The 19,123-nt window shown below is 35.4% G+C and carries 20 protein-coding genes; 15 read left to right on the plus strand and 5 right to left on the minus strand.

The features are described 5' to 3' along the window. Positions 1-2: 2 nt before the first annotated feature. Genes BBI01_RS19640 through BBI01_RS19665 form a run of 6 tightly spaced genes read left to right on the plus strand, consistent with a single transcriptional unit; the run spans position 3 to position 5,943 of the window. Positions 3-521, plus strand: a complete 519-nt coding sequence (locus tag BBI01_RS19640; RefSeq protein WP_065396350.1) for a hypothetical protein — start codon at positions 3-5, stop codon at positions 519-521. Continuing rightward, the gene (locus tag BBI01_RS19645) at positions 493-1,290 is read left to right on the plus strand and encodes a tetratricopeptide repeat protein (protein ID WP_065396351.1); all 798 of its coding nucleotides are present in this window, start codon (positions 493-495) and stop codon (positions 1,288-1,290) included. Before BBI01_RS19640 ends, BBI01_RS19645 begins: the two co-directional genes overlap by 29 nt. A gap of 36 nt (positions 1,291-1,326) precedes the next feature. Then, on the plus strand, positions 1,327-2,616 hold the full coding sequence (locus tag BBI01_RS19650; protein ID WP_065396352.1) for a sigma-54 interaction domain-containing protein: 1,290 nt from the start codon (positions 1,327-1,329) through the stop codon (positions 2,614-2,616). A 13-nt stretch (positions 2,617-2,629) separates the two neighbouring features. Continuing rightward, entirely contained in the window at positions 2,630-3,334 is a 705-nt protein-coding gene (locus BBI01_RS19655) for a hypothetical protein (RefSeq protein WP_065396353.1), read from the plus strand. Further along, on the plus strand, positions 3,324-3,878 hold the full coding sequence (lptE, locus tag BBI01_RS19660; RefSeq protein WP_065396506.1) for an LPS assembly lipoprotein LptE: 555 nt from the start codon (positions 3,324-3,326) through the stop codon (positions 3,876-3,878). Before BBI01_RS19655 ends, lptE begins: the two co-directional genes overlap by 11 nt. Position 3,879: 1 nt before the next feature. Next, positions 3,880-5,943, plus strand: a complete 2,064-nt coding sequence (locus BBI01_RS19665) for a tetratricopeptide repeat protein (RefSeq protein ID WP_065396354.1) — start codon at positions 3,880-3,882, stop codon at positions 5,941-5,943. Positions 5,944-5,984: 41 nt separating this feature from the next. Here the strand turns inward: BBI01_RS19665 and BBI01_RS19670 are convergent, their stop codons facing one another. The 4 genes from BBI01_RS19670 to BBI01_RS19685 all read right to left on the minus strand — a co-directional run bounded on the left by BBI01_RS19670 (position 5,985) and on the right by BBI01_RS19685 (position 8,481). Next, positions 5,985-6,590 carry a DUF4126 domain-containing protein gene (locus BBI01_RS19670; protein ID WP_065396355.1) on the minus strand — a complete coding sequence of 202 codons (606 nt, stop codon included), beginning with the start codon at positions 6,588-6,590 and terminating at the stop codon, positions 5,985-5,987. 175 nt (positions 6,591-6,765) lie between these two features. After that, positions 6,766-7,137 carry a ribonuclease P protein component gene (gene rnpA / locus BBI01_RS19675; protein WP_065396356.1) on the minus strand — a complete coding sequence of 124 codons (372 nt, stop codon included), beginning with the start codon at positions 7,135-7,137 and terminating at the stop codon, positions 6,766-6,768. Then, positions 7,137-7,862 carry a tRNA threonylcarbamoyladenosine dehydratase gene (locus BBI01_RS19680; protein WP_065396357.1) on the minus strand — a complete coding sequence of 242 codons (726 nt, stop codon included), beginning with the start codon at positions 7,860-7,862 and terminating at the stop codon, positions 7,137-7,139. The genes rnpA and BBI01_RS19680 overlap by 1 nt, the downstream gene beginning before the upstream one ends. Further along, positions 7,855-8,481, minus strand: a complete 627-nt coding sequence (locus tag BBI01_RS19685; protein ID WP_065396358.1) for a TatD family hydrolase — start codon at positions 8,479-8,481, stop codon at positions 7,855-7,857. The genes BBI01_RS19680 and BBI01_RS19685 overlap by 8 nt, the downstream gene beginning before the upstream one ends. A gap of 96 nt (positions 8,482-8,577) precedes the next feature. Between BBI01_RS19685 and BBI01_RS19690 the strand changes: the two genes are divergently transcribed. The 7 genes from BBI01_RS19690 to BBI01_RS19720 all read left to right on the plus strand — a co-directional run bounded on the left by BBI01_RS19690 (position 8,578) and on the right by BBI01_RS19720 (position 15,290). Next, positions 8,578-9,207, plus strand: coding sequence for a TetR/AcrR family transcriptional regulator (locus tag BBI01_RS19690; RefSeq protein WP_065396359.1), 630 nt, complete (start codon positions 8,578-8,580; stop codon positions 9,205-9,207). A gap of 103 nt (positions 9,208-9,310) precedes the next feature. Then, positions 9,311-10,306, plus strand: coding sequence for an outer membrane protein assembly factor BamD (locus BBI01_RS19695; protein WP_065396360.1), 996 nt, complete (start codon positions 9,311-9,313; stop codon positions 10,304-10,306). A gap of 42 nt (positions 10,307-10,348) precedes the next feature. Continuing rightward, on the plus strand, positions 10,349-10,672 hold the full coding sequence (locus BBI01_RS19700; protein WP_002983982.1) for a DNA-directed RNA polymerase subunit omega: 324 nt from the start codon (positions 10,349-10,351) through the stop codon (positions 10,670-10,672). A 124-nt stretch (positions 10,673-10,796) separates the two neighbouring features. Further along, the gene (gene coaBC / locus BBI01_RS19705) at positions 10,797-12,002 is read left to right on the plus strand and encodes a bifunctional phosphopantothenoylcysteine decarboxylase/phosphopantothenate--cysteine ligase CoaBC (RefSeq protein ID WP_065396361.1); all 1,206 of its coding nucleotides are present in this window, start codon (positions 10,797-10,799) and stop codon (positions 12,000-12,002) included. Between the two features lie 120 nt (positions 12,003-12,122). Next, positions 12,123-13,025, plus strand: coding sequence for a type IX secretion system protein PorD (gene porD / locus BBI01_RS19710; RefSeq protein WP_065396362.1), 903 nt, complete (start codon positions 12,123-12,125; stop codon positions 13,023-13,025). Next, entirely contained in the window at positions 13,016-13,546 is a 531-nt protein-coding gene (locus BBI01_RS19715) for an SMI1/KNR4 family protein (protein WP_065396363.1), read from the plus strand. Before porD ends, BBI01_RS19715 begins: the two co-directional genes overlap by 10 nt. Before the next feature lie 94 nt (positions 13,547-13,640). After that, positions 13,641-15,290 carry a DNA repair protein RecN gene (locus BBI01_RS19720; RefSeq protein WP_065396364.1) on the plus strand — a complete coding sequence of 550 codons (1,650 nt, stop codon included), beginning with the start codon at positions 13,641-13,643 and terminating at the stop codon, positions 15,288-15,290. Between the two features lie 95 nt (positions 15,291-15,385). On the opposite strand, the gene fumC is transcribed toward BBI01_RS19720, so the two are convergent. Beyond that, positions 15,386-16,780, minus strand: a complete 1,395-nt coding sequence (gene fumC / locus BBI01_RS19725) for a class II fumarate hydratase (RefSeq protein ID WP_065396507.1) — start codon at positions 16,778-16,780, stop codon at positions 15,386-15,388. Positions 16,781-16,979: 199 nt separating this feature from the next. Between fumC and BBI01_RS19730 the strand changes: the two genes are divergently transcribed. Together BBI01_RS19730 and BBI01_RS19735 are read left to right on the plus strand one after the other, a co-directional pair. After that, entirely contained in the window at positions 16,980-18,587 is a 1,608-nt protein-coding gene (locus BBI01_RS19730; RefSeq protein WP_065396365.1) for a fumarate hydratase, read from the plus strand. A gap of 171 nt (positions 18,588-18,758) precedes the next feature. Further along, positions 18,759-19,043, plus strand: coding sequence for a hypothetical protein (locus BBI01_RS19735; protein WP_181575077.1), 285 nt, complete (start codon positions 18,759-18,761; stop codon positions 19,041-19,043). Positions 19,044-19,123 lie beyond the last annotated feature (80 nt).

A 19,123-nucleotide genomic window follows, 5' to 3' on the forward strand; every position in this document is an offset into this window, starting at 1 on the left:
AAGTGACAAAGGCGGTTTATCTTTTATTATTATTCTTTTTTACCCTGTTTTCATGTCAGGCAGAAAAGAATGTCAGTAAATATCCGGATACCGTAGGTGATATATCATTTGATGAAAAACTGGATGAGGCTGGTTTTGAGAAGTGTGGAAAAGGAAAGGGAATACCTTTCAGCTTTCAATATTATCACGGACCGAAGATGTTCCTGTATAAAGGAGAGAAAATTGCCATTGTCGAAAAACTTAAAAAAGAAAATATATATTCAGAAAAGAAAATCAACGGTTATATTACCGTTAGATTTTTAGTAAATTGTGAAGGGAAAACAGGAATGTTCAGACTCAAGCATATGAATTCAGATTTGAAAGATCTTGCTTTGGATGAAGAATTGGAAAATAAGCTGTTGAAATTCACAAAATCATTGAATGGCTGGATGCCAAAAGAGATAGAAGGTTTAAAAGTAGATTACTATCAGTATTTAACCTATAAAATTGAAGATGGAAAAGTTTCAGAGGTATTACCTTAGCTTTTTGTTACTTATAGTGTACACCAATACTATTGCACAGGTAAACTGTAATGCGATAGAGGGTGAGGATTGCAAAAAAGCCTGTGAACTTTACAACCAAGCTTCAGATTTACAAGGCTTCAGAGAATCTCAGGAAGGTTTTGATAGGACTATTGAACTCTGTCCGGATTTTTCCAATGCTTATATGGAAAAAGCGGTGCCTTATCTCAAAAACGGAGATTTTGCAACCTGGAAGATTCTGATTGATAAAGCTGTTACCTTAAATCCTAAAATGCACCTTGGCTATAGAGGCTGGTGTAAGTTTCAATTTTTAGGTGACTATAAAGGTGCTATTCAGGACCTAGAAGAATTCCGAAAATATTATCCGGAAGATCTTGGAAGGTCGCTGAACGGTGATTACCATCTGGATGTAGTAAAAGCTATGTCCTATAGTGCTTTAGGACAAAAAGAAAAAGCAGTAGGCATTATCGAAAGACTGCTTGCCACAAACGGTTATGTGAAGGGAATGTTTGATCATTACCAGCTTGGTGTAACCTATTTTGAACAGGGGAAATATGATAAAGCCCTGGAAAATTTTGAAAAACAAAGCAAAGAATACGACTTTGCTGAGAACATATACTTTAAAAGTAAAGTTTCTAAGATCAGAAACAAGGATTATTTAGATTTAAAAATGTTAGCCTTACAAACGTATGATGACGGCAAGACCATGAAAGATGTCTATACTCATCATTTTAACAAAGTCTACAGAAAACAGATAGAAGAGCTGTAGAACATTAACATTGAATCAATAATCAAAAATTTACTTATGAGCAACGAGTTACAAAACATAAAAAACCGCTTCGGAATTATCGGGAACTTTCCGGCACTCAATAGGGCACTGGAAAAATCTATTCAGGTAGCCCCTACAGATATCTCTGTTCTTGTTATCGGAGAAAGTGGGGTAGGGAAAGAATTTATTCCGAAGATCATTCATTCAGAATCCAGAAGAAAGCACCAGCCTTATATTGTTGTAAACTGTGGAGCTATTCCTGAGGGAACCATAGATTCAGAATTATTTGGTCATGAAAAAGGAGCTTTTACAGGAGCTACGGCTACCAGAAAAGGATATTTTGAAGTAGCAGATGGAGGCACAATCTTTTTAGATGAGGTGGGAGAACTTCCTTTACAGACGCAGGTTCGTCTTTTAAGAGTGTTGGAAAGCGGTGAATTTATGAAAGTAGGTTCTTCACAGGTTCAAAAGACTAACGTGAGAATTGTAGCAGCTACCAACGTCAATATGATGAAGGCTATTCATGATGGAAGATTCCGTGAGGATTTATACTACCGTTTGAATACCGTTCAGATCGATATGCCTCCTTTGAGAGAAAGAAAAGGAGATATTCATTTATTGTTCAGAAAATTTGCAATAGATTTTGCAGAGAAATACAGAATGCCTGAGCTTGAATTAGAGCCCAGCGCTATTCACTACATAGAAAGTTACTCTTTCCCGGGAAATGTCCGTCAATTAAGAAACTTAGTTGAGCAGATGACCGTTGTGGAAAGAAACAGGAACATTACAGCAGAAAAGCTTGCGGAATATATTCCAATGGAAACGCATCTGCCGATGGTGGTCAATAATCAGAGTACACCTAAGCAGAACGACTTCGGAAGCGAAAGAGAAATTATGTATAAAATCCTCTTTGATATGCGTAATGATATTAATGATTTAAAATCCTTAACTTCGGAATTAATAAAGAACAGAGGAACTGCCGACTTAAGCAATCATGAGAAAAATCTGATCAATAGAATTTATACTCCCGAAAGTCAGCAACAAGTAAACTCAGGATCTTTATTGTATTTTGAGAATAATAATGATACTCCAACTGTTCAGACTCCAACAATTATTTCAAGTCCGGAAGATAGCTATGAAGATATTGAGGATATTGAAGTGGAAGAAAACAGACCAGAATCCTTATCTCTTCAGAATAACGAAAAGGATTTGATTATCAAAGCGTTGGAGAAACATAAAGGACGCAGGAACAGAGCGGCAGATGAACTTGGAATTTCACAAAGAACTTTATATAGAAAAATAAAACAATATAATCTGGAAGATTAACCAAACATAAATAATGAAAACATTTTTAGCACCTAAACCGATCAATTTTAAACTTGGAGAATATATCAACAAAGGCGTAGAGCTTCTAAAGAAAGATTTTGGAAATATCTTTGTAGCTTTTTTATTATGCTGCCTTATGTCTATCATCCCTTTTTGCGCAGCAGTAGCGATGGGGAATATGTATAAATACCTTAGAAAACTGAATAGAAATCAACCGGCATCTCCCGGAGATATTTTTGATTTTAAAGATTTTATGCCTTATTTTATTCTGCAGTTAATTATTCTTGGAGGTTTCTTATTGCTTTATATTCCTTTGATTATCGTAATGGTGGTTACAGGATCTATTTCAGGACGTGATGAAGGGAACCCGTTGTTGTTATTGTTTATGATTCCTTATCTGTTTATAATGATAGCAGCTATATATTATTTTGCATTGAAAGCATTTTATATTACTCCATTGATCAGTCTTAAAGGAATTACAGATATAAAAGAAGCGTGGAATATTTCAAAAGTAATGACTAAAGGAAATTTATTGTCAATATTTCTTTTCTCATTAATAGTGAGTATCTTAGCCCAAATAGGTGCTATTGCCTGTGGTATTGGTGTTTTTCTTACCTTACCTTTTTTATACACTGCAAATTATTTTGCTTATGAAGATGCTATTCAACAAATTGAGCATGATGAAATCATTGAAATTGGATCTAAAAATGAATTTTAAAATTAAAAATATTAGTCTGAAACAACCTGCAAAGGTTGCAATACTCTTCGTTCTGATGGGCGTTTTAAACTCCTGCTACAGTTTTAGCCAAGGTGGAGCCCTTAAAGATGAAAAGACAATTCAGATCAATGAGTTTCCAAATAATGCCCCCCTTGTGAACCCGGCATTATCACAACAATTCTCTACAGATATTCAAAACAGATTTCTACAGAGAACAACTTTGAAGGGAACAAAAGAAAATCCCGATATCCTAGTAGAAGGAGAAATTACAGACTATACAATTACTCCTACAACCATCAGCTCCACTACACAGAATAACCCTTCCGGAGGAGTGATTCAACAAGCACAGAATAAGCTTATGATTACTGTAAAAGTACATTATGAGAATAAAGTAAATGTGGAAGCAAGTTTTGACAGAACCTATACAGATGAAGCTGTTTTTAACAGTAATCTATCACAGAGTGATATCGAAAGTCAGCAGGTGAAAGTTGTAACAGAGAGAATTATTAACAAGATTTTTAACGACATTGTAGCGAATTGGTAAGATGAATCCGAGAGTTTTAGAATTAATAAAAAATCCGAAAAATATTCAGTTAGAAGATCTAGGTCTTTTAAAGGAAGAGATTCATGCATTTCCCTATATCCAAAATATCAGGGCACTTCACTTATATGGAGTACACCTGTATGAAAAAGAAAATTATCAGAAGGAACTTTCTACGACAGCAGCATACACTACTGATAAAAAGATTCTTTATCAGCTGATCAACGGGAAAATCCTACAGGAAGCAAAACAGGAAGAAGTGATTGACAACAAATCAACTTCAAAAACGACGGAAAAACCTGTTCGATTTAATTATAAAGACAAAGGCTTCCCTATTAAAAGAGAAGAAACTGCTCCTGAAACAATTGAAGAAGAAGCTTCTTGCATTTTACAAACAGCACAGGAAATAAAACCTGTTTATGTAAACGGAGAAAGAAACCGAATTCTGTTTGAAGGAGAAGAAAACTTCCTCGATGAAGAAAATACAGAAACAATTGACCTTGAATCTACGCTGGAATCAGGAACCCTGGTAACCCAAAAACCTGAATCAACAATAGTAGAGCCAATCCAGAATCAGGAAGAAAGTAAAGAAGTTCAATCGGAAGTTGAAGAAAATGCAGGTGAAAACTTTACGCCTGAAACAATCATTGACGAAGATCAGATATCTTCTGAAAATGTTGCAGAAAAAGTAGAAGAAGATCCAAATCTGAGTTTTGAAGAAATACAACCTTTATCATCTGAAGAAAATATAGTAGAAGAAACAGAAGACTCTGAAACTGTTTTGGAAAATGAAAATGCTCCTATTTCAGAAGCAGAAGTAATAGATGAAAATACTGAAGAAGCTATAGATGCTGAATCTATTGCCGTAGCTGAAGAAACCTCCGATTCTCATGTTGAGGAAGAAGAGAAGAGAGAAGCATCAGATGCAAAACTAAGCTTCCATGGAACAGATGCTTTCCTTCCGGATGTTAAAATACAGGCAAACAATGAAGAAGTAGCAGGTACGGCTGAAGTTTCTCTGTCCAATGTAAATAAGCATGAGGAGGAAATGAGACGTCTGATTGAAGAGGTTGAGAAGAAAATGAAGGAAACAAAGGCAGAAGCGGTTCTACAAGAGAAAAAAGAAGAACCTGAAACTGTTGTAGAAGATCATGAAATCAGCTTTGCAGAAACTCAGAGTTTCCACTTTTGGTCTGCTGGAGAAGAGGCTCCAGAACTATCAGAAGAAGTAAAAGCAGAAGTTATAGAAGAAGCTGCTGAACCAGTAGAAACTGTAGAAGAATCTTCTGAGGAAGTATCTGTTGAAGAAAATACATCTGAAGTTCAGTCCTCCTGGAAGCCCATGAGTCTTGAATCAAATATACCTGACTCTTTAATCAGTAAGCCAGAAGCATTACATGTTGTAAATACACCTGTTGAAGCAGAAAAAACGGTTACAGAAGTTGAAGCTCCAATTAAAGATTCCAATGAGGGTTCTGTACCATCCGAACCAAAAACTCAGGAATGGGTTGAAGAACAAGTTGAAAACAATGAAATTTCCGATGAGAAAGAAGTCGTTACAGCCAAAAAAGATGAAGAAGCACCTGTAATGAATGTTTCATTCTTCAGTTCAGATATTTCCAACTTGAGAGTTGAAGAACAGGCTGAGACTAAAGAAACATCAGCAAAAGAAGAAGTAATGAAGGATGTTGTTGAAAATACTGTTCAATCTCCTGTCGACAGTAATGTTCCAGGGTTTATCAATACCTGGCAGAGTTGGCTGAAAATAGACAGGACAGAAGAAGTTGAAAAAGAAAAAGAAGAGATCAAAGAAAAAGCGATTGAAACTTTTATAGAAAACAATCCTAGAATCAGTCAGTTAAAAGAAGAAAGTACTTATGTGGTTAAAGAAAAGAATGATGATATTTCACATTTGATGACTGAGACACTTGCTAATCTTTATTTTGAACAGAAACTATATTCCAAAGCGATAAAAGCATTTGAAATACTAATCAAAAAACACCCTGAAAAGAAAGATTACTTTACTTCTAAAATTAAAGAAATTAAAGATTTCAGAAGTAAAAACTAAAATAAAAAAGGTACAGCATTTATACTGTACCTTTTTTATTTTTATAGATCCTGAGAGGCTTTTTTGCCCCGTAATTTTCTCCAGGCTTTCCTGCCATAAACAATAACGAAGATCAAAAGAACTATTGCTATAATTGCTGCAATAGCCGGTGCTGCCATCGCTAGAATAGACATAATCCCAGCTCCTGCTGTTTCGGTAGTTCCCACCACAGAATTTCCCAATCCTCCGGTGGTTGCCGTAGAAGCGGCACGTATTCCTGCAAAGCCGGAACTTATAGTAGCAGCTGTTCCGCCACCGGCAATTAGTGCCAATGCCCATTGTGGAAAGGTTCCCATATCAGCAAACTGACTTGCAAATAACACAGAACCAGCGACAGTTGCCATAGGAATAGAAACTGTATCCAGTAAATGATCAATGAAAGGGATATAATAGGCAAGAATCTCCGCAACAGTTGCAATACCTGTTGTGATGAGCGTAGGTAACCCTGCAAGCCACTCAAATTGCTCATTCATAGGAATCCAGTGGAAATAAGAGGCAAGACTTACAATAAACATCGGGAGAAAAACCCTAAAGCCTGTAGCTGCCGCTAGCCCAATGCCAATAAAGGCACTCAGTACATAGGAAAGGTAGGGAACTTGATCTAACATATTAATTTTCAGATTTATTGTTTTCCCTAAAATTACAAAAAGTATCCGAGATTTAAACGTAAGAAGTTCGGATATAAGGTGTAGTGTACCCCAAAACAATTTGAGATTGAATATATCTTGGCAGGTTTAACTCTTTATTGGTAAACTGCTACATTGTTATATTGCTAGACTAGAGCTATTTCTTCTGCACCTCACAAAGTTTAATAAACTGAGCTTCCACATCCTGAAATTTCTCTGGCATTTCTGAAGACATCCAAAAAAGCATAGCAATGGTTTTATCCCCAAAAGCACTTTTATATAAGTCTTTATGTAAACGATAGCACTCTCTTAGCAATCTTTTTACACGATTTCTGTGAACAGCTCTTTTAAAGTATCTTTTAGAAACAGAAACACCCAATTTACCATTTTCTATTGGCAGTGTAGGCTTATCTTTCAAAATAATGATTCGCAGATTTCCGGATGTTCTCCATTTACCTTTTTCAAAAAGTAAACTGATCTCCGCATTCTTTTTGAGCTTTTCCGCTCTGGGGTATTTGAAATTCTGCATTAATCTTGTTTCACTAAATAATTGATCACTTCAGCAGCTGCATAAAGCCCGAAAATTGCAGGCATATAGCTTATCGTTCCGTAAAAAGATCTTTTATAATTCGTTCCATCTGTCATTTTCAAGCTTTCCTCATCTTGAATATCATTGGAAAAAACGCAACGAACACCTTTGTCTATTTTTACTTTTCTCAGCCTTTTTCTTATCTGTCTTGCAAGGTGGCAGTGCTCGGTTTTGCTGATATCTCTCACCAATACCTTGCTTGGATCAGTTTTTCCGCCTGCTCCCATTGAACTTATCACCTTTATTTTTTTTCTTTTAGCAGAAATAATTAAGCTTAATTTTGGAGTTACGCTGTCTATGCAATCCAATACATAATCAAATGGTGCCGAATCCAGCACTTCATCCATTCTTTCAGGATTCAGAAACTCATTGATTTTTGTTAATTTAAGATCAGGATTGATGTCTAGAAGTCTTTCAGCAACCACTTCTACTTTATGTTTTCCAACAGTGGATCGTAAAGCGGGAAGCTGTCTGTTTACATTGGTAATGTCTACCGTATCACCATCTACAATGGTCATATTTCCTACCCCGGCTCTAGCCAAAAATTCAGCAGCAAAGGAACCAACACCACCTAATCCTACCACAAGAACAGTTGCTTTGTTCAATTTTTCCAAACCATCTTCCTTAATAAGGAGCTCCGTTCTTTCCAGCCAGTATTTATCCATTTCTTATCGTGTGTAAATTTTCTAAAATTTGTTCGTTGAGGTCATCCAAAGAAATCCTTTTTATTTCCGAAACCTTACCATACAATTCTTCGATCTTAAAGTCTTCATTGTCAGTTTCTAAAAAGATTTTGTTTAATGGAGTGTTTTTTAAAATATTCTGCAAAGATAGATTATACAAAACAGCTTTTCCAAAACTCAGGTAAAAATTATGAGTAATAAGATCCGTAGCAATCTGCTGTTTTTTATTAAAACCATGAATAATCATAGGCTGCTGTGACTTTTTCCTGAATGAAATCACTTCGTAAAATTTTCTAACGCAATGAACGATGATTGGTTTATTTACTTCATTTGCTATCTTAATCTGCTTAAGAAAAACTTCCTCCTGAATTTTCTGATCTATAGGAACAAGAGAATCCAAACCACATTCACCAATAGCAAAACAGTTTTCCAGCATCATATTTTTCAGCCAACTTAGCTGTTTTTCTATATTAATAATATCAATATCCTGAGGGTGAATCCCTATTGAATAAGGGAAGTCTGGCGGAATTTGCTCAATATCCAAATTGTAAATTCCGTCTCTGATGTATTTTTTATGATGGTGAAAATCAAAAAATTCCATCCTCAAAAATACTATTATTTCGAATTAATGTAAAATTATTAAACGAACGTTTACAATTGTGTTAAAAATTTCTTAACTTTACTCAAAGTACACTTCATGAAGAAAAAATTTACAGAAAAACAGATTCACATACTTGACATTGCAGAAGAGCTTATTGCAAAAAAGGGATACGAGGGGACATCTGTAAGAGATATTTGTTCCAAAGCAAACATTAACGTTGCAATGATCTCCTATTACTTCGGTTCTAAAGAGAAAATGATGTCTTATCTCTATCAGTACAGAGTGCTTAAGACAAGAGAAAATTTCTCAGAATTTGCAGACACCATTAAAGACGGTAAACCTGAAATGCAAATGCGTGAAATGATAAAATATATTGTTTCCCAACTTTTCAAGTACAACTATTTTCATGGTTTTGTGACTCAGGAACTTCGTCATACAGAAAATTTAAAAGATGAATTACTGGATTTCTATCAGTTATTTGTTAAAAAACTGGATGAAGTCATTAAAAAAGGAGTTGCCTCAGGAGTTTTCACCTTCACACCGAAACCTGAAGACATCCTTACCATGATTATTGGTTCCACCTTGTTTGTCATCCGAAATAAAAATTTTTATGAACTTTATGTTCCCAGCAAAAATGAAGAAACCTATGCTAAAGAAGCAGAGAAAAAGGTAAGAATGAATCTTTTACTAAGTGTTTTTGCCATTTTGGGATACGCTGCAGACTAAAATTACGTTAAATATTCATAAAAAAAAATCTATTGACAAAAAAGTTATATTTTTGCAAATTAGTAAATCGGCTGTATAATCCGAAAACTGTTGAATTTTTTATATGAAAAAATATATTTTAGGTCTTTTTGCTGTAGCCGTGATGGCATCATGTGTAAGCCAGCAGGAAAAAGCAATGAAGAGTGCTGATAAAGATTTTATCCTAAAAGCTGCTAATGAAAACTTCGCTAAGAAAAAGTGGAAAAATGCATTGGCTCTTTACGACAGACTTGCCAATCTTGTGGCAGGAACGGATGATTTTCCTAATGTAGGATTCAATACAGCCTATGCCAACTATTACGATAAGAGTTATAAGCTAGCGGGTCATCAGTTCAAAAATTTTGCGATTAACTTTCCAAAAGACCCAAGAGCAGAAGAAGCAGCTTACATGTCTGCACTTTGCTACTATGAAGGTTCTATGGATTATAACCTGGATCAATCCAGTACAGAATTAGCGATTAATGAACTTCAGGACTTCCTGAACAATTATCCGAATTCTGAAAGATCTAAAAATATTTCTCAGCTGATCGATGAATTGTCTTATAAATTAGAGTTCAAAGCTTATGAAAACGGAAGACAGTACTTCAAGATGGGACAATATAAAGCTGCAAATGTAGCATTGGAGAATGTTTTAGAGGACTTTCCAAGTACAAAGCTTCGTCCAAAAATTTATGATTATATCATGAAATCTCGTTATGAATTAGCAATAAAGTCAATTTATGACCTGAAAGATGAGCGTATTGAAAGCGCATTGACTTATGTGAAGATGGTAGAAAAAGAACTTCCTAATACGGAATATTCAAAAACCGCTTCAGAATTGAAAGCAAAGCTTGAAAAAGAAAAGCAGAATTTTGTTGTCGTGAAAAAAGATACGGAAGCAAGAATTGCAGCGCTTACGGCAAGACAAAAGAAAGTAGCTGATAAACTAGCAGAGCAAGATAAAAAAGAACAGCAGGCTAAAGATCAGATCAGTAATGAAAAGCAAGCAAAGCAGATGCAGAGGGACAGTGCGGCACTTCAGACCCCTCCACCTGCAGCGACTTTCAAAATTCAAAGATAATTCGTAAATTTGCCATCTTAAAATAAAAATAATTTTCTCAAAATGAGTGTAAAAGATACAAAAGCAGAAGTAAATACTATTACTTACGACAAAGATAAGATTGAAGATAAAGTAGGTTCAATCTATGAAGCTATTGTTATCATGGGAAAGAGAGCAGAGCAGATCAATGCGGAGATCCGTACGGAACTTCACAACAAATTGGATGAATTTGCCGTTCACAATTCTACATTGGAAGAAGTTTTCGAAAACAGAGAACAAATTGAGATCTCTAAACATTACGAAAAACTTCCAAAGCCGACTTCAATTGCTATTGAAGAATGGTTAAACGATGATGTATATTTCAGAAAGACAGAAGAGAGAAAATAATCATCTGTGTTTTTAAATAAATAAAGGTCATAAAGGAATTAAGTTCTTTTATGACCTTTCTTGTTTTAAACCCTGATTGTGGGAAAAAATAAGTAATTTAGTATTTCCAAAAAATTAAAGCTAAATGAGTGTTTCCGGTAAAAAGATACTTATCGCCGTCTCTGGAGGAATTGCGGCATACAAAATTCATTTTCTGATAAGAGATTTTGTAAAAAAAGGAGCCGAAGTACAGGTTATTATGACTCCTGATACAGAACATTTTGTAACGAAACTAAGTTTGTCAACTTTATCAAAGAAACCTGTTTACTCAGAATTTTACGGAGATAATGGTACCTGGAACAGCCATGTAGAATTAGGCTTATGGGCAGATGTTATGATCGTAGCTCCCTGTACAGCCAATACTTTGTCTAAAATGATTCATGGAATGTGTGATAATTTGGTTATTGCAACCTATATGTCAGCCAAATGTCCTGTATTTATTGCTCCTGCAATGGATTTAGATATGTATGTACATCCGTCTACGAAGAGAAATCTGGAGCTTGCTGAAAGTTTTGGACATGTGATTATTCCCGCAGAAAACGGAGAATTGGCGAGCGGGCTTGTAGGGCAGGGAAGAATGGCTGAACCAGAAACTATTTTTAATACAGTTGAAAACTATTTCAAGGGTAATACTTCCGTAAAAACTCTTGAAGGGAAAACGGTTTTGATTACAGCAGGACCTACTTATGAAGCAATTGATCCTGTAAGATTCATAGGAAATCATTCCTCCGGAAAAATGGGATTCTCTATTGCTGAGGAAGCTTCAAAAAGAGGTGCAAAAGTAATTTTGATCTCAGGACCAAGCTCTCAAACTCTTAATGATAAAAATGTAGAGCTTCATAAAGTAACTTCTGCTAGAGAAATGCTGGCAAAAGTTTTTGAATTCTATGATAAGATAGATATAGGAATTGCAAGTGCAGCCGTTGCAGACTATGCTCCCAAAGATGTAGCTAAGGAAAAAATCAAGAAAAATGATGAAAACCTTACCATTGAATTAGTTAAGAACCCTGATATTCTTAAAACAATGGGAGAAAAGAAAACGCATCAGTTTCTGGTAGGATTTGCGTTGGAAACCCAGAATGAAGAAGAAAATGCCAAAGGAAAACTGGAAAAGAAAAATCTTGATATGATCGTTCTGAATTCTTTGCGTGATGAAGGTGCCGGTTTTAAAAATGACACCAATAAAATCAAAATTTTCACCAAAACAGAGAAAAGAGAATTTGATCTTAAATCTAAAGATGATGTGGCAAAGGATATCCTCAACTTTGTTGAAGCTCAACTTTTAAAATAATTTTAATAAATTTCCGTTCTCAATTTTTAATAGACAATGAATCGTCAGAATCTATAGAGACAATATCAATGAGGATGACGCGATTACATATGACATTAAAAAAACAATAAGTATCTCCATATGAAAAAAATTATAAGTTTATTTTTTCTGGTTTTTATATATAGTTTTGGATTTTCCCAGGAGTTACTGGCAACAGTTCAGGTGAATTCACAGCAGATAGGAGGAAGTAATCAGCAGGCTTTTAAATCTTTGGAGAAAAGTCTTAGGGATTTTATCAATAATACCAGCTGGACAGGGAAAAAACTTCAGAACTTTGAAAAAATAAAATGTGGTTTTTCTATTGTTATTTCAGAGAAAGTGGATAACAGATACAAAGGAACTATTGTTATTCAGGCTGTACGCCCTGTTTATGCAACCACTTACGAATCACCACTATTGAATCTTCAGGATCAGAGATTTGGATTTGAATATATTGAAAATGAGAATCTTATTTTCAACGAAAGACAGTTTTCCGGGAAAAACCTTACTGATGTCATCAGTTTCTACGTTTACCTTATTTTAGGTTATGATGCAGACAGTTTCCAGTCTATGAGCGGAAGCCAGTGGTTTTCAAAAGCTCAGCAGATTGCTCAGAATTCACAAAACAGAAACTATGAAGGATGGAATACGATCAATGAGCCAAGAAGCCGCACGATCTTGATCAACGAAATACTTAACCCTAGCTGGAGCCAGCTTCGTTCTGCAATATACACCTATCATAGATCCGGAATGGATAATCTTTTTAATCAGGATCAGACGGCTGCAAAGAAAGTGATCTTTGATACCCTAATGCAGTTGAAAATGTATGAAAATAATTTTCAACAAGGGTTTTTCTTTAATCTATTCATGGATACCAAAAGCGATGAGATCTTCAATGTGTTTAATTCCGGGAATAATGGAGGAATTATCCTTAATGATCTTAAGCAGGTTATGATAACTCTTTCTCCTAAAAACATTGATAGTAAATGGAATAAATGGAAATAACGAGCCATCAGACAGATATTGAAGGAATTATTGATAGAACGCTTACGTTTTGGATTGAAAACGAAGTCAATAAACTTCCCTGCGATATTGAAGCAGAAATGCTTGCTCCTGTGCAAACTGATGATGAATGGAAAACCTGGCTTCCTGTAAAAAGCAAAGTTACAGATTCTGAACTTGAGATATTTGAAGCAGAAACAGGTTTTATTTTCCCAGAAGACTTTAAAATATTCCTTAAGCATAAACATTTTTACGAGCTTCAGATCTCAGAAGTATCATTTTGCTCACATCCCATCAATCTTTGGAGAGCTTCTCTTCGTGAAATGATGTTTGAAACCTATCCAAGAGAATTTCTTTTTGATAAAGGATATGTACCCTTTGCTACATACAGTGATTGGGGGCTCTTGTGTTTTGATACTCATAAAAATAGTGCAATTGTCCTTTGGGATCATGAAATTGCAGACTCTTTTGAATATAAACATAAAAACTTTTATGAATTATTGACTGAAATTTCAAAATCCTGAGTTTCATATTTATCACGATCTGTCATTTCTGTTTTCGTTAAAAAAACTTATTTTTACACTTAATATTAATATCTGATAAAAACACGGATTATCCATGCTTTCAAGAATTTACATTAAAAACTTTGCCCTGATTGATACTTTGGATGTATCATTGAAAAATGGCTTGCAGGTCATTACTGGTGAAACGGGTGCCGGAAAATCTATTATTCTGGGAGCTCTCCGACTTATTTTAGGAGAAAGAGCAGATGTGAAATCCATTGCAAAAGCAGATGAGAAAAGCGTTGTTGAAACAGAGTTCAACCTTAATAATCAGTTTAAAAAGTTTTTCATTGAAAACGATCTTGATTATGAGCTTCATACTATTATCAGAAGAGAAATTCTTCCATCAGGAAAGTCCAGAGCGTTCATCAATGACGTTCCGGTGACATTGGATATTCTTAAAGAACTTTCTTCGCAATTAATTGATATTCATTCCCAATTTGAAACATCAAATCTGTTTACGTCTGAATATCAATTTAAAATAATTGATGGTCTTTCCGAAAATAAGACGATCATTGAACAATATCAACAGGAATTTTCAGATTTTCAGAATCTTAAACAGGTTATTAAAAAACTAAGGACACAACTTTCAGAGTCTACCAAAGAGAGCGATTATAAAGAGTTTTTATTAAATGAGCTTGAAGAATTAAAGCTGGATGATGTAGATTTTGAAGATATTCAGAATCAGCTTTCCATTCAGGAAAATGCAGGAATGATCTCTGAAAATGTAGGGCAGATCCTTTCAAGATTTCATCAGGAAGAAATAGGAATTTTGTCTTTCTTTAATGAAGCAAAATCAAAACTTTCCAGAATTTCCGAAGTTTCAACAGGTTTTGCTGAACTTGATGGAAGGCTTGAAGCTTCTTTCGTGGAATTGAAAGATATTATTTCTGAACTTGAAGATGAAGCAGAGAAGGTGGAAATCAATCCGGATAACCTGGTCTATTTAACAGAGCTGAATAATAAAATTAATGCTTTATTCCTTAAGCATAATGTAACAGATGTTCACGGGCTGATTGAGATCAGAAATGAATTGTCTGGAGATCAAAAAGGGGCCTCCGAGTTAGAGTCACAAATAGAAGAAACGGAGGAAAATATTTCTAAAAAAGGAAAGATACTTCAGGTACTTGCGGAAAAGCTTTCTAAAAACAGGAAAAAGAATATCCCTGTTTTCATTAAGAAAGCAGAAGGACTTCTAAAAAAGCTAGGTCTTGAAAAAGCTAAAGTAAATATTGATTTGCAGAATGCTGTTGAATTTAATCCATTTGGAAAAGAAAATATTCAGCTGTTGTTTCAGGCGAATTCTGGATTCCCTTTAAAGCCAATTCAAACGGCAATTTCCGGTGGAGAAAGATCAAGGGTAATGCTTGCAGTAAAGAAGATTATTGCAGAAAGTGATGAGCTGCCAACTTTAATTCTGGATGAAATTGATACAGGAGTTTCCGGAAAAGTAGCAGAAGAAATTGGAAATCTTATGCGTGAAATGTCTGAAGATATGCAATTGATCGTAATTTCTCACCTTGCACAGGTTGCAGCAAAAGGAAACAATAACTATAAAGTTGTAAAACAGGACATCTCAGGGAGAACTCAATCCACTATTATACCTTTAAGTGACGAAGATAAACTTAATGAAATTGCTCAATTGCTTTCAGGAAGTAAGATCACTGAAGCAGCTCTTGCACAAGCAAAGGAACTTATTGGATAAAAACCGAGTTCAAATTAAAAGAAAATCTAAGAAACATAAATAGTAAAAGCCCCGAAAACTTCGAGGCTTTTACTATTTAATCTATGTTTCTAAAATTATTTAAGGCTACCTACCATATCTTCAGGTTTTACCCACTCATCAAATTGTTCAGCAGTTAAAAGTCCAAGATTGATAGCTTCTTCTTTTAATGTTGTTCCGTTTTTATGAGCTGTTTTTGCAATTTTTGCTGCATTTTCATATCCGATATGAGTATTCAGAGCGGTAACAAGCATTAAGGATTTGTCTACAAGCTCTTTAATTCTCTCATGATTAGGCTCAATACCTACCGCACAATGATCATTGAATGAAATACATGCATCAGCAATTAATTGTGCAGACTGAAGGAAATTATAAGCCATTACAGGTTTGAAAACATTCAGTTCATAATTACCTTGTGTTCCTGCAAATGAAATTGTAGTGTCGTTTCCTAAAACCTGAGCACAAACCATTGTCAGAGCTTCATTTTGGGTAGGGTTTACTTTTCCAGGCATAATGGAAGATCCTGGTTCGTTTTCAGGAATATAAATTTCCCCGATTCCGGAACGTGGTCCTGAAGCAAGCAATCTGATATCCTGAGCAATTTTGAATAACGAAACTGCAAGTTGTTTTAAAGCTCCGTGGCTTTCAACAATAGCATCGTGGGCAGCAAGTGCCTCAAATTTATTTTCTGCTGTGATAAACGGATGATTGGTAAACTTGGCAATATATTCAGCTACCTTTACGTCATATCCGCTAGGCGTATTCAGTCCGGTTCCTACAGCGGTTCCTCCAAGGGCAAGCTCTGAAAGGTGGGGAAGTGTATTTTTTAAAGCTCTTAAACCAAACTCTAATTGAGCAACATAACCGGAAAACTCCTGTCCCAATGTCAATGGAGTAGCATCCATCAGGTGAGTTCTCCCGATTTTTACAACATCTTTAAATGCTTTAGATTTTTCAGCAAGTGTATTTTTTAATTTTTCAACAGCGGGAATTGTAACTTCCACAACTTTTTTATAGGCAGCAATATGCATTGCCGTAGGATAAGTGTCATTGGATGATTGAGATTTATTGACATCATCATTAGGGTGAATTTCAGATTTTTCTCCTAAAGTTCCTCCATTGTTTACATGAGCTCTGTTGGAAACAACTTCATTCACATTCATATTAGACTGTGTTCCTGAACCTGTCTGCCAAATTACCAAAGGAAATTGATCATTCAGTTTTCCTTCCAGAATTTCTTCACAAACCTTTCCGATCATATCTCTTTTTTCAGGTGAAAGTACACCCAGATCTGCGTTGGTATATGCCGCAGCCTTCTTTAAATAGGCAAATGCTTCAATGATTTCATGAGGCATTGAGCCTTCCGGACCGATTTTGAAATTATTTCTGGAACGTTCTGTCTGTGCACCCCAAAGTTTATCTGCAGGTACCTGCACTTCTCCCATGGTGTCTTTTTCTACTCTGTAATTCATTGTGATTGAAATTTTATAGTCTTTTTTATCATGAAACCACATTTTTTTCTTTTTTGCGGATTCATTATTTGATTAGTATAAAGTTAGTTATAAACTCAGAAACCCGCAATTTATAATCATTATAAATATCAATTTTAATGACTGATTTTACTCATCTTTTTTTAATGGAAGCCGTATTTTTGTACAAACAAAAAATTGAATGGAATTTAGATATCAGGATCCGTATCCAATTCAGAAAGATGATACGGTGTATAAAAAGCTTACATCAGATTATGTAAAGGTTGAAAAACTGGGTGACAGAGAAATTTTAACAGTTGACCCGAAAGGATTGGAGTTGTTGGCTGAAGAAGCTATGGCAGACGTATCTTTCATGCTACGTTCTTCACACCTAGAAAGCCTTAAAAGAATCATTGATGATCCTGAAGCTACAGATAATGACAGATTCGTTGCTTATAACTTATTACAAAATGCTGCCGTAGCGGTTGAAGGAGCACTACCTTCTTGCCAGGATACAGGTACAGCAATCGTAATGGGTAAAAAAGGTGAAAATGTATACACCGGAGTAGATGATGGTGAATTCTTAAGCCGTGGTATCTATAATACCTATCAAAAAAGAAACCTTAGATATTCTCAGGTAGTTCCTCTAACGATGTTTGATGAGAAAAATTCAGGATCAAACCTTCCAGCACAGATCGATATCTACGCTAAGAAAGGAGATTACTATGAGTTTTTATTCTTAACAAAAGGAGGAGGCTCCGCAAATAAAACATTCTTATATCAAAAGACAAAATCTTTACTGAACGAAAAATCTCTTGAAGAATTCGTTAAAGAAAGAATTTCAGATCTTGGAACAGCAGCTTGCCCTCCATATCACTTAGCTTTGGTAATCGGAGGAACTTCAGCTGAGGCAAACCTTGCAGCGGTAAAGAAAGCATCTGCAAAATATTATGACAATCTTCCTACAGAAGGAAATGAAGCAGGACAAGCATTCAGAGACCTTGAATGGGAGGCTAAAGTTCAGAAAATCTGCCAGGAAAGTGCTATCGGAGCTCAGTTTGGAGGAAAATACCTTACCCATGATGTAAGAGTAATCAGACTTCCAAGACATGCTGCTTCTTGTCCGGTAGGAATGGGAGTATCGTGTTCAGCAGACAGAAACATTAAAGGAAAGATTACAAAAGATGGAATTTTCCTGGAGCAATTAGAACAGGATCCAAAGAGATTCCTTCCATCTACACCACCACACCTTGAAGAAGCCATCGAAGTAGATTTGAATAAGCCAATGCCGGAAATTCTAGCCGAGCTTTCAAAATATCCAATCAAAACAAGATTAAAACTAAACGGGACCTTAATCGTAGCAAGAGATATTGCTCATGCTAAGATCAAAGAAATCATCGACAGTGGAAAACCAATGCCGGAATATTTCAAAAATCATCCGATTTATTACGCAGGACCCGCAAAAACACCGGAAGGAATGGCTTCAGGTAGTTTCGGACCTACAACTGCAGGAAGAATGGATGTTTATGTAGACGAGTTCCAAAGCCATGGTGGAAGTATGATCATGCTGGCAAAAGGAAACAGAAGTAAAGACGTTACCAACGCTTGTAATAAATATGGAGGTTTCTATCTTGGTTCTATTGGAGGACCAGCAGCAATCCTTGCAAAAGATAATATTGTATCGGTAGATGTTGTAGACTTCCCGGAATTAGGAATGGAAGCAGTAAGAAAAATTGAAGTAAAAGACTTCCCGGCTTTCATCATTACCGATGATAAAGGAAACGATTTCTTTGCAAATCTTGCTCATTAATCAGACAATAAAAACCTCGAGAAGGGAGATATGAGATGATTGTTTAAAACTCATATCTCTTGTCTCAGAGTCTCAAAACCTATATAGAATTAAAATAAATTAAAAATTAGAGCCTGTATCTTTTGTGTAAAAAAGAAAAAAGCTTTATTTTTGCCTAAAATCTTTAAGAGAATGATAACTATTTTATCAGCATTTTGGCCGTTCTACCAGTTCCTTTGGACTGTATTTTTCATTACTATGTTCTTAGTAGGATTCTGGTGTATTTTTATGTTCTTCGGATTAGTAATCCCAATGTGGCTTACTGAAGGTTTGAAAGAGTACTTCGGAAAAGTGAAGCCTTTCGATCCTGAAGATATCAGAAGAAAGCTTATTACTGAGCAGGAAGGTGTAGAAACGATCTACAGCCAACCTAAAGGAAACGGTCCTTTCCTTCACGATCACGGACATCATCATTAATTGATTGTCATTGCTTTTTCACCTGAATTCTGAAAAAGTAATATCAAAGCAAAACAACATATATAAACCGCTTAATTTTT

It is taken from the genome of Chryseobacterium artocarpi, assembly GCF_001684975.1.
In the GTDB taxonomy this organism is placed as follows: Bacteria; Bacteroidota; Bacteroidia; order Flavobacteriales; family Weeksellaceae; genus Chryseobacterium; species Chryseobacterium artocarpi.

Bases quoted from the DNA above. Each gene is read 5' to 3' on its own strand.
- BBI01_RS19645 (WP_065396351.1), top strand. From the start codon at position 493: ATGGAAAAGTTTCAGAGGTATTACCTTAGCTTTTTGTTACTTATAGTG.
- BBI01_RS19650 (WP_065396352.1), top strand. From the start codon at position 1,327: ATGAGCAACGAGTTACAAAACATAAAAAACCGCTTCGGAATTATCGGG.
- BBI01_RS19655 (WP_065396353.1), top strand. From the start codon at position 2,630: ATGAAAACATTTTTAGCACCTAAACCGATCAATTTTAAACTTGGAGAA.
- lptE (WP_065396506.1), top strand. From the start codon at position 3,324: ATGAATTTTAAAATTAAAAATATTAGTCTGAAACAACCTGCAAAGGTT.
- BBI01_RS19665 (WP_065396354.1), top strand. From the start codon at position 3,880: ATGAATCCGAGAGTTTTAGAATTAATAAAAAATCCGAAAAATATTCAG.
- BBI01_RS19670 (WP_065396355.1), bottom strand. From the start codon at position 6,590: ATGTTAGATCAAGTTCCCTACCTTTCCTATGTACTGAGTGCCTTTATT.
- rnpA (WP_065396356.1), bottom strand. From the start codon at position 7,137: ATGCAGAATTTCAAATACCCCAGAGCGGAAAAGCTCAAAAAGAATGCG.
- BBI01_RS19680 (WP_065396357.1), bottom strand. From the start codon at position 7,862: ATGGATAAATACTGGCTGGAAAGAACGGAGCTCCTTATTAAGGAAGAT.
- BBI01_RS19685 (WP_065396358.1), bottom strand. From the start codon at position 8,481: ATGGAATTTTTTGATTTTCACCATCATAAAAAATACATCAGAGACGGA.
- BBI01_RS19690 (WP_065396359.1), top strand. From the start codon at position 8,578: ATGAAGAAAAAATTTACAGAAAAACAGATTCACATACTTGACATTGCA.
- BBI01_RS19695 (WP_065396360.1), top strand. From the start codon at position 9,311: ATGAAAAAATATATTTTAGGTCTTTTTGCTGTAGCCGTGATGGCATCA.
- BBI01_RS19700 (WP_002983982.1), top strand. From the start codon at position 10,349: ATGAGTGTAAAAGATACAAAAGCAGAAGTAAATACTATTACTTACGAC.
- coaBC (WP_065396361.1), top strand. From the start codon at position 10,797: ATGAGTGTTTCCGGTAAAAAGATACTTATCGCCGTCTCTGGAGGAATT.
- porD (WP_065396362.1), top strand. From the start codon at position 12,123: ATGAAAAAAATTATAAGTTTATTTTTTCTGGTTTTTATATATAGTTTT.
- BBI01_RS19715 (WP_065396363.1), top strand. From the start codon at position 13,016: ATGGAAATAACGAGCCATCAGACAGATATTGAAGGAATTATTGATAGA.
- BBI01_RS19720 (WP_065396364.1), top strand. From the start codon at position 13,641: ATGCTTTCAAGAATTTACATTAAAAACTTTGCCCTGATTGATACTTTG.
- fumC (WP_065396507.1), bottom strand. From the start codon at position 16,780: ATGAATTACAGAGTAGAAAAAGACACCATGGGAGAAGTGCAGGTACCT.
- BBI01_RS19730 (WP_065396365.1), top strand. From the start codon at position 16,980: ATGGAATTTAGATATCAGGATCCGTATCCAATTCAGAAAGATGATACG.
- BBI01_RS19735 (WP_181575077.1), top strand. From the start codon at position 18,759: ATGATAACTATTTTATCAGCATTTTGGCCGTTCTACCAGTTCCTTTGG.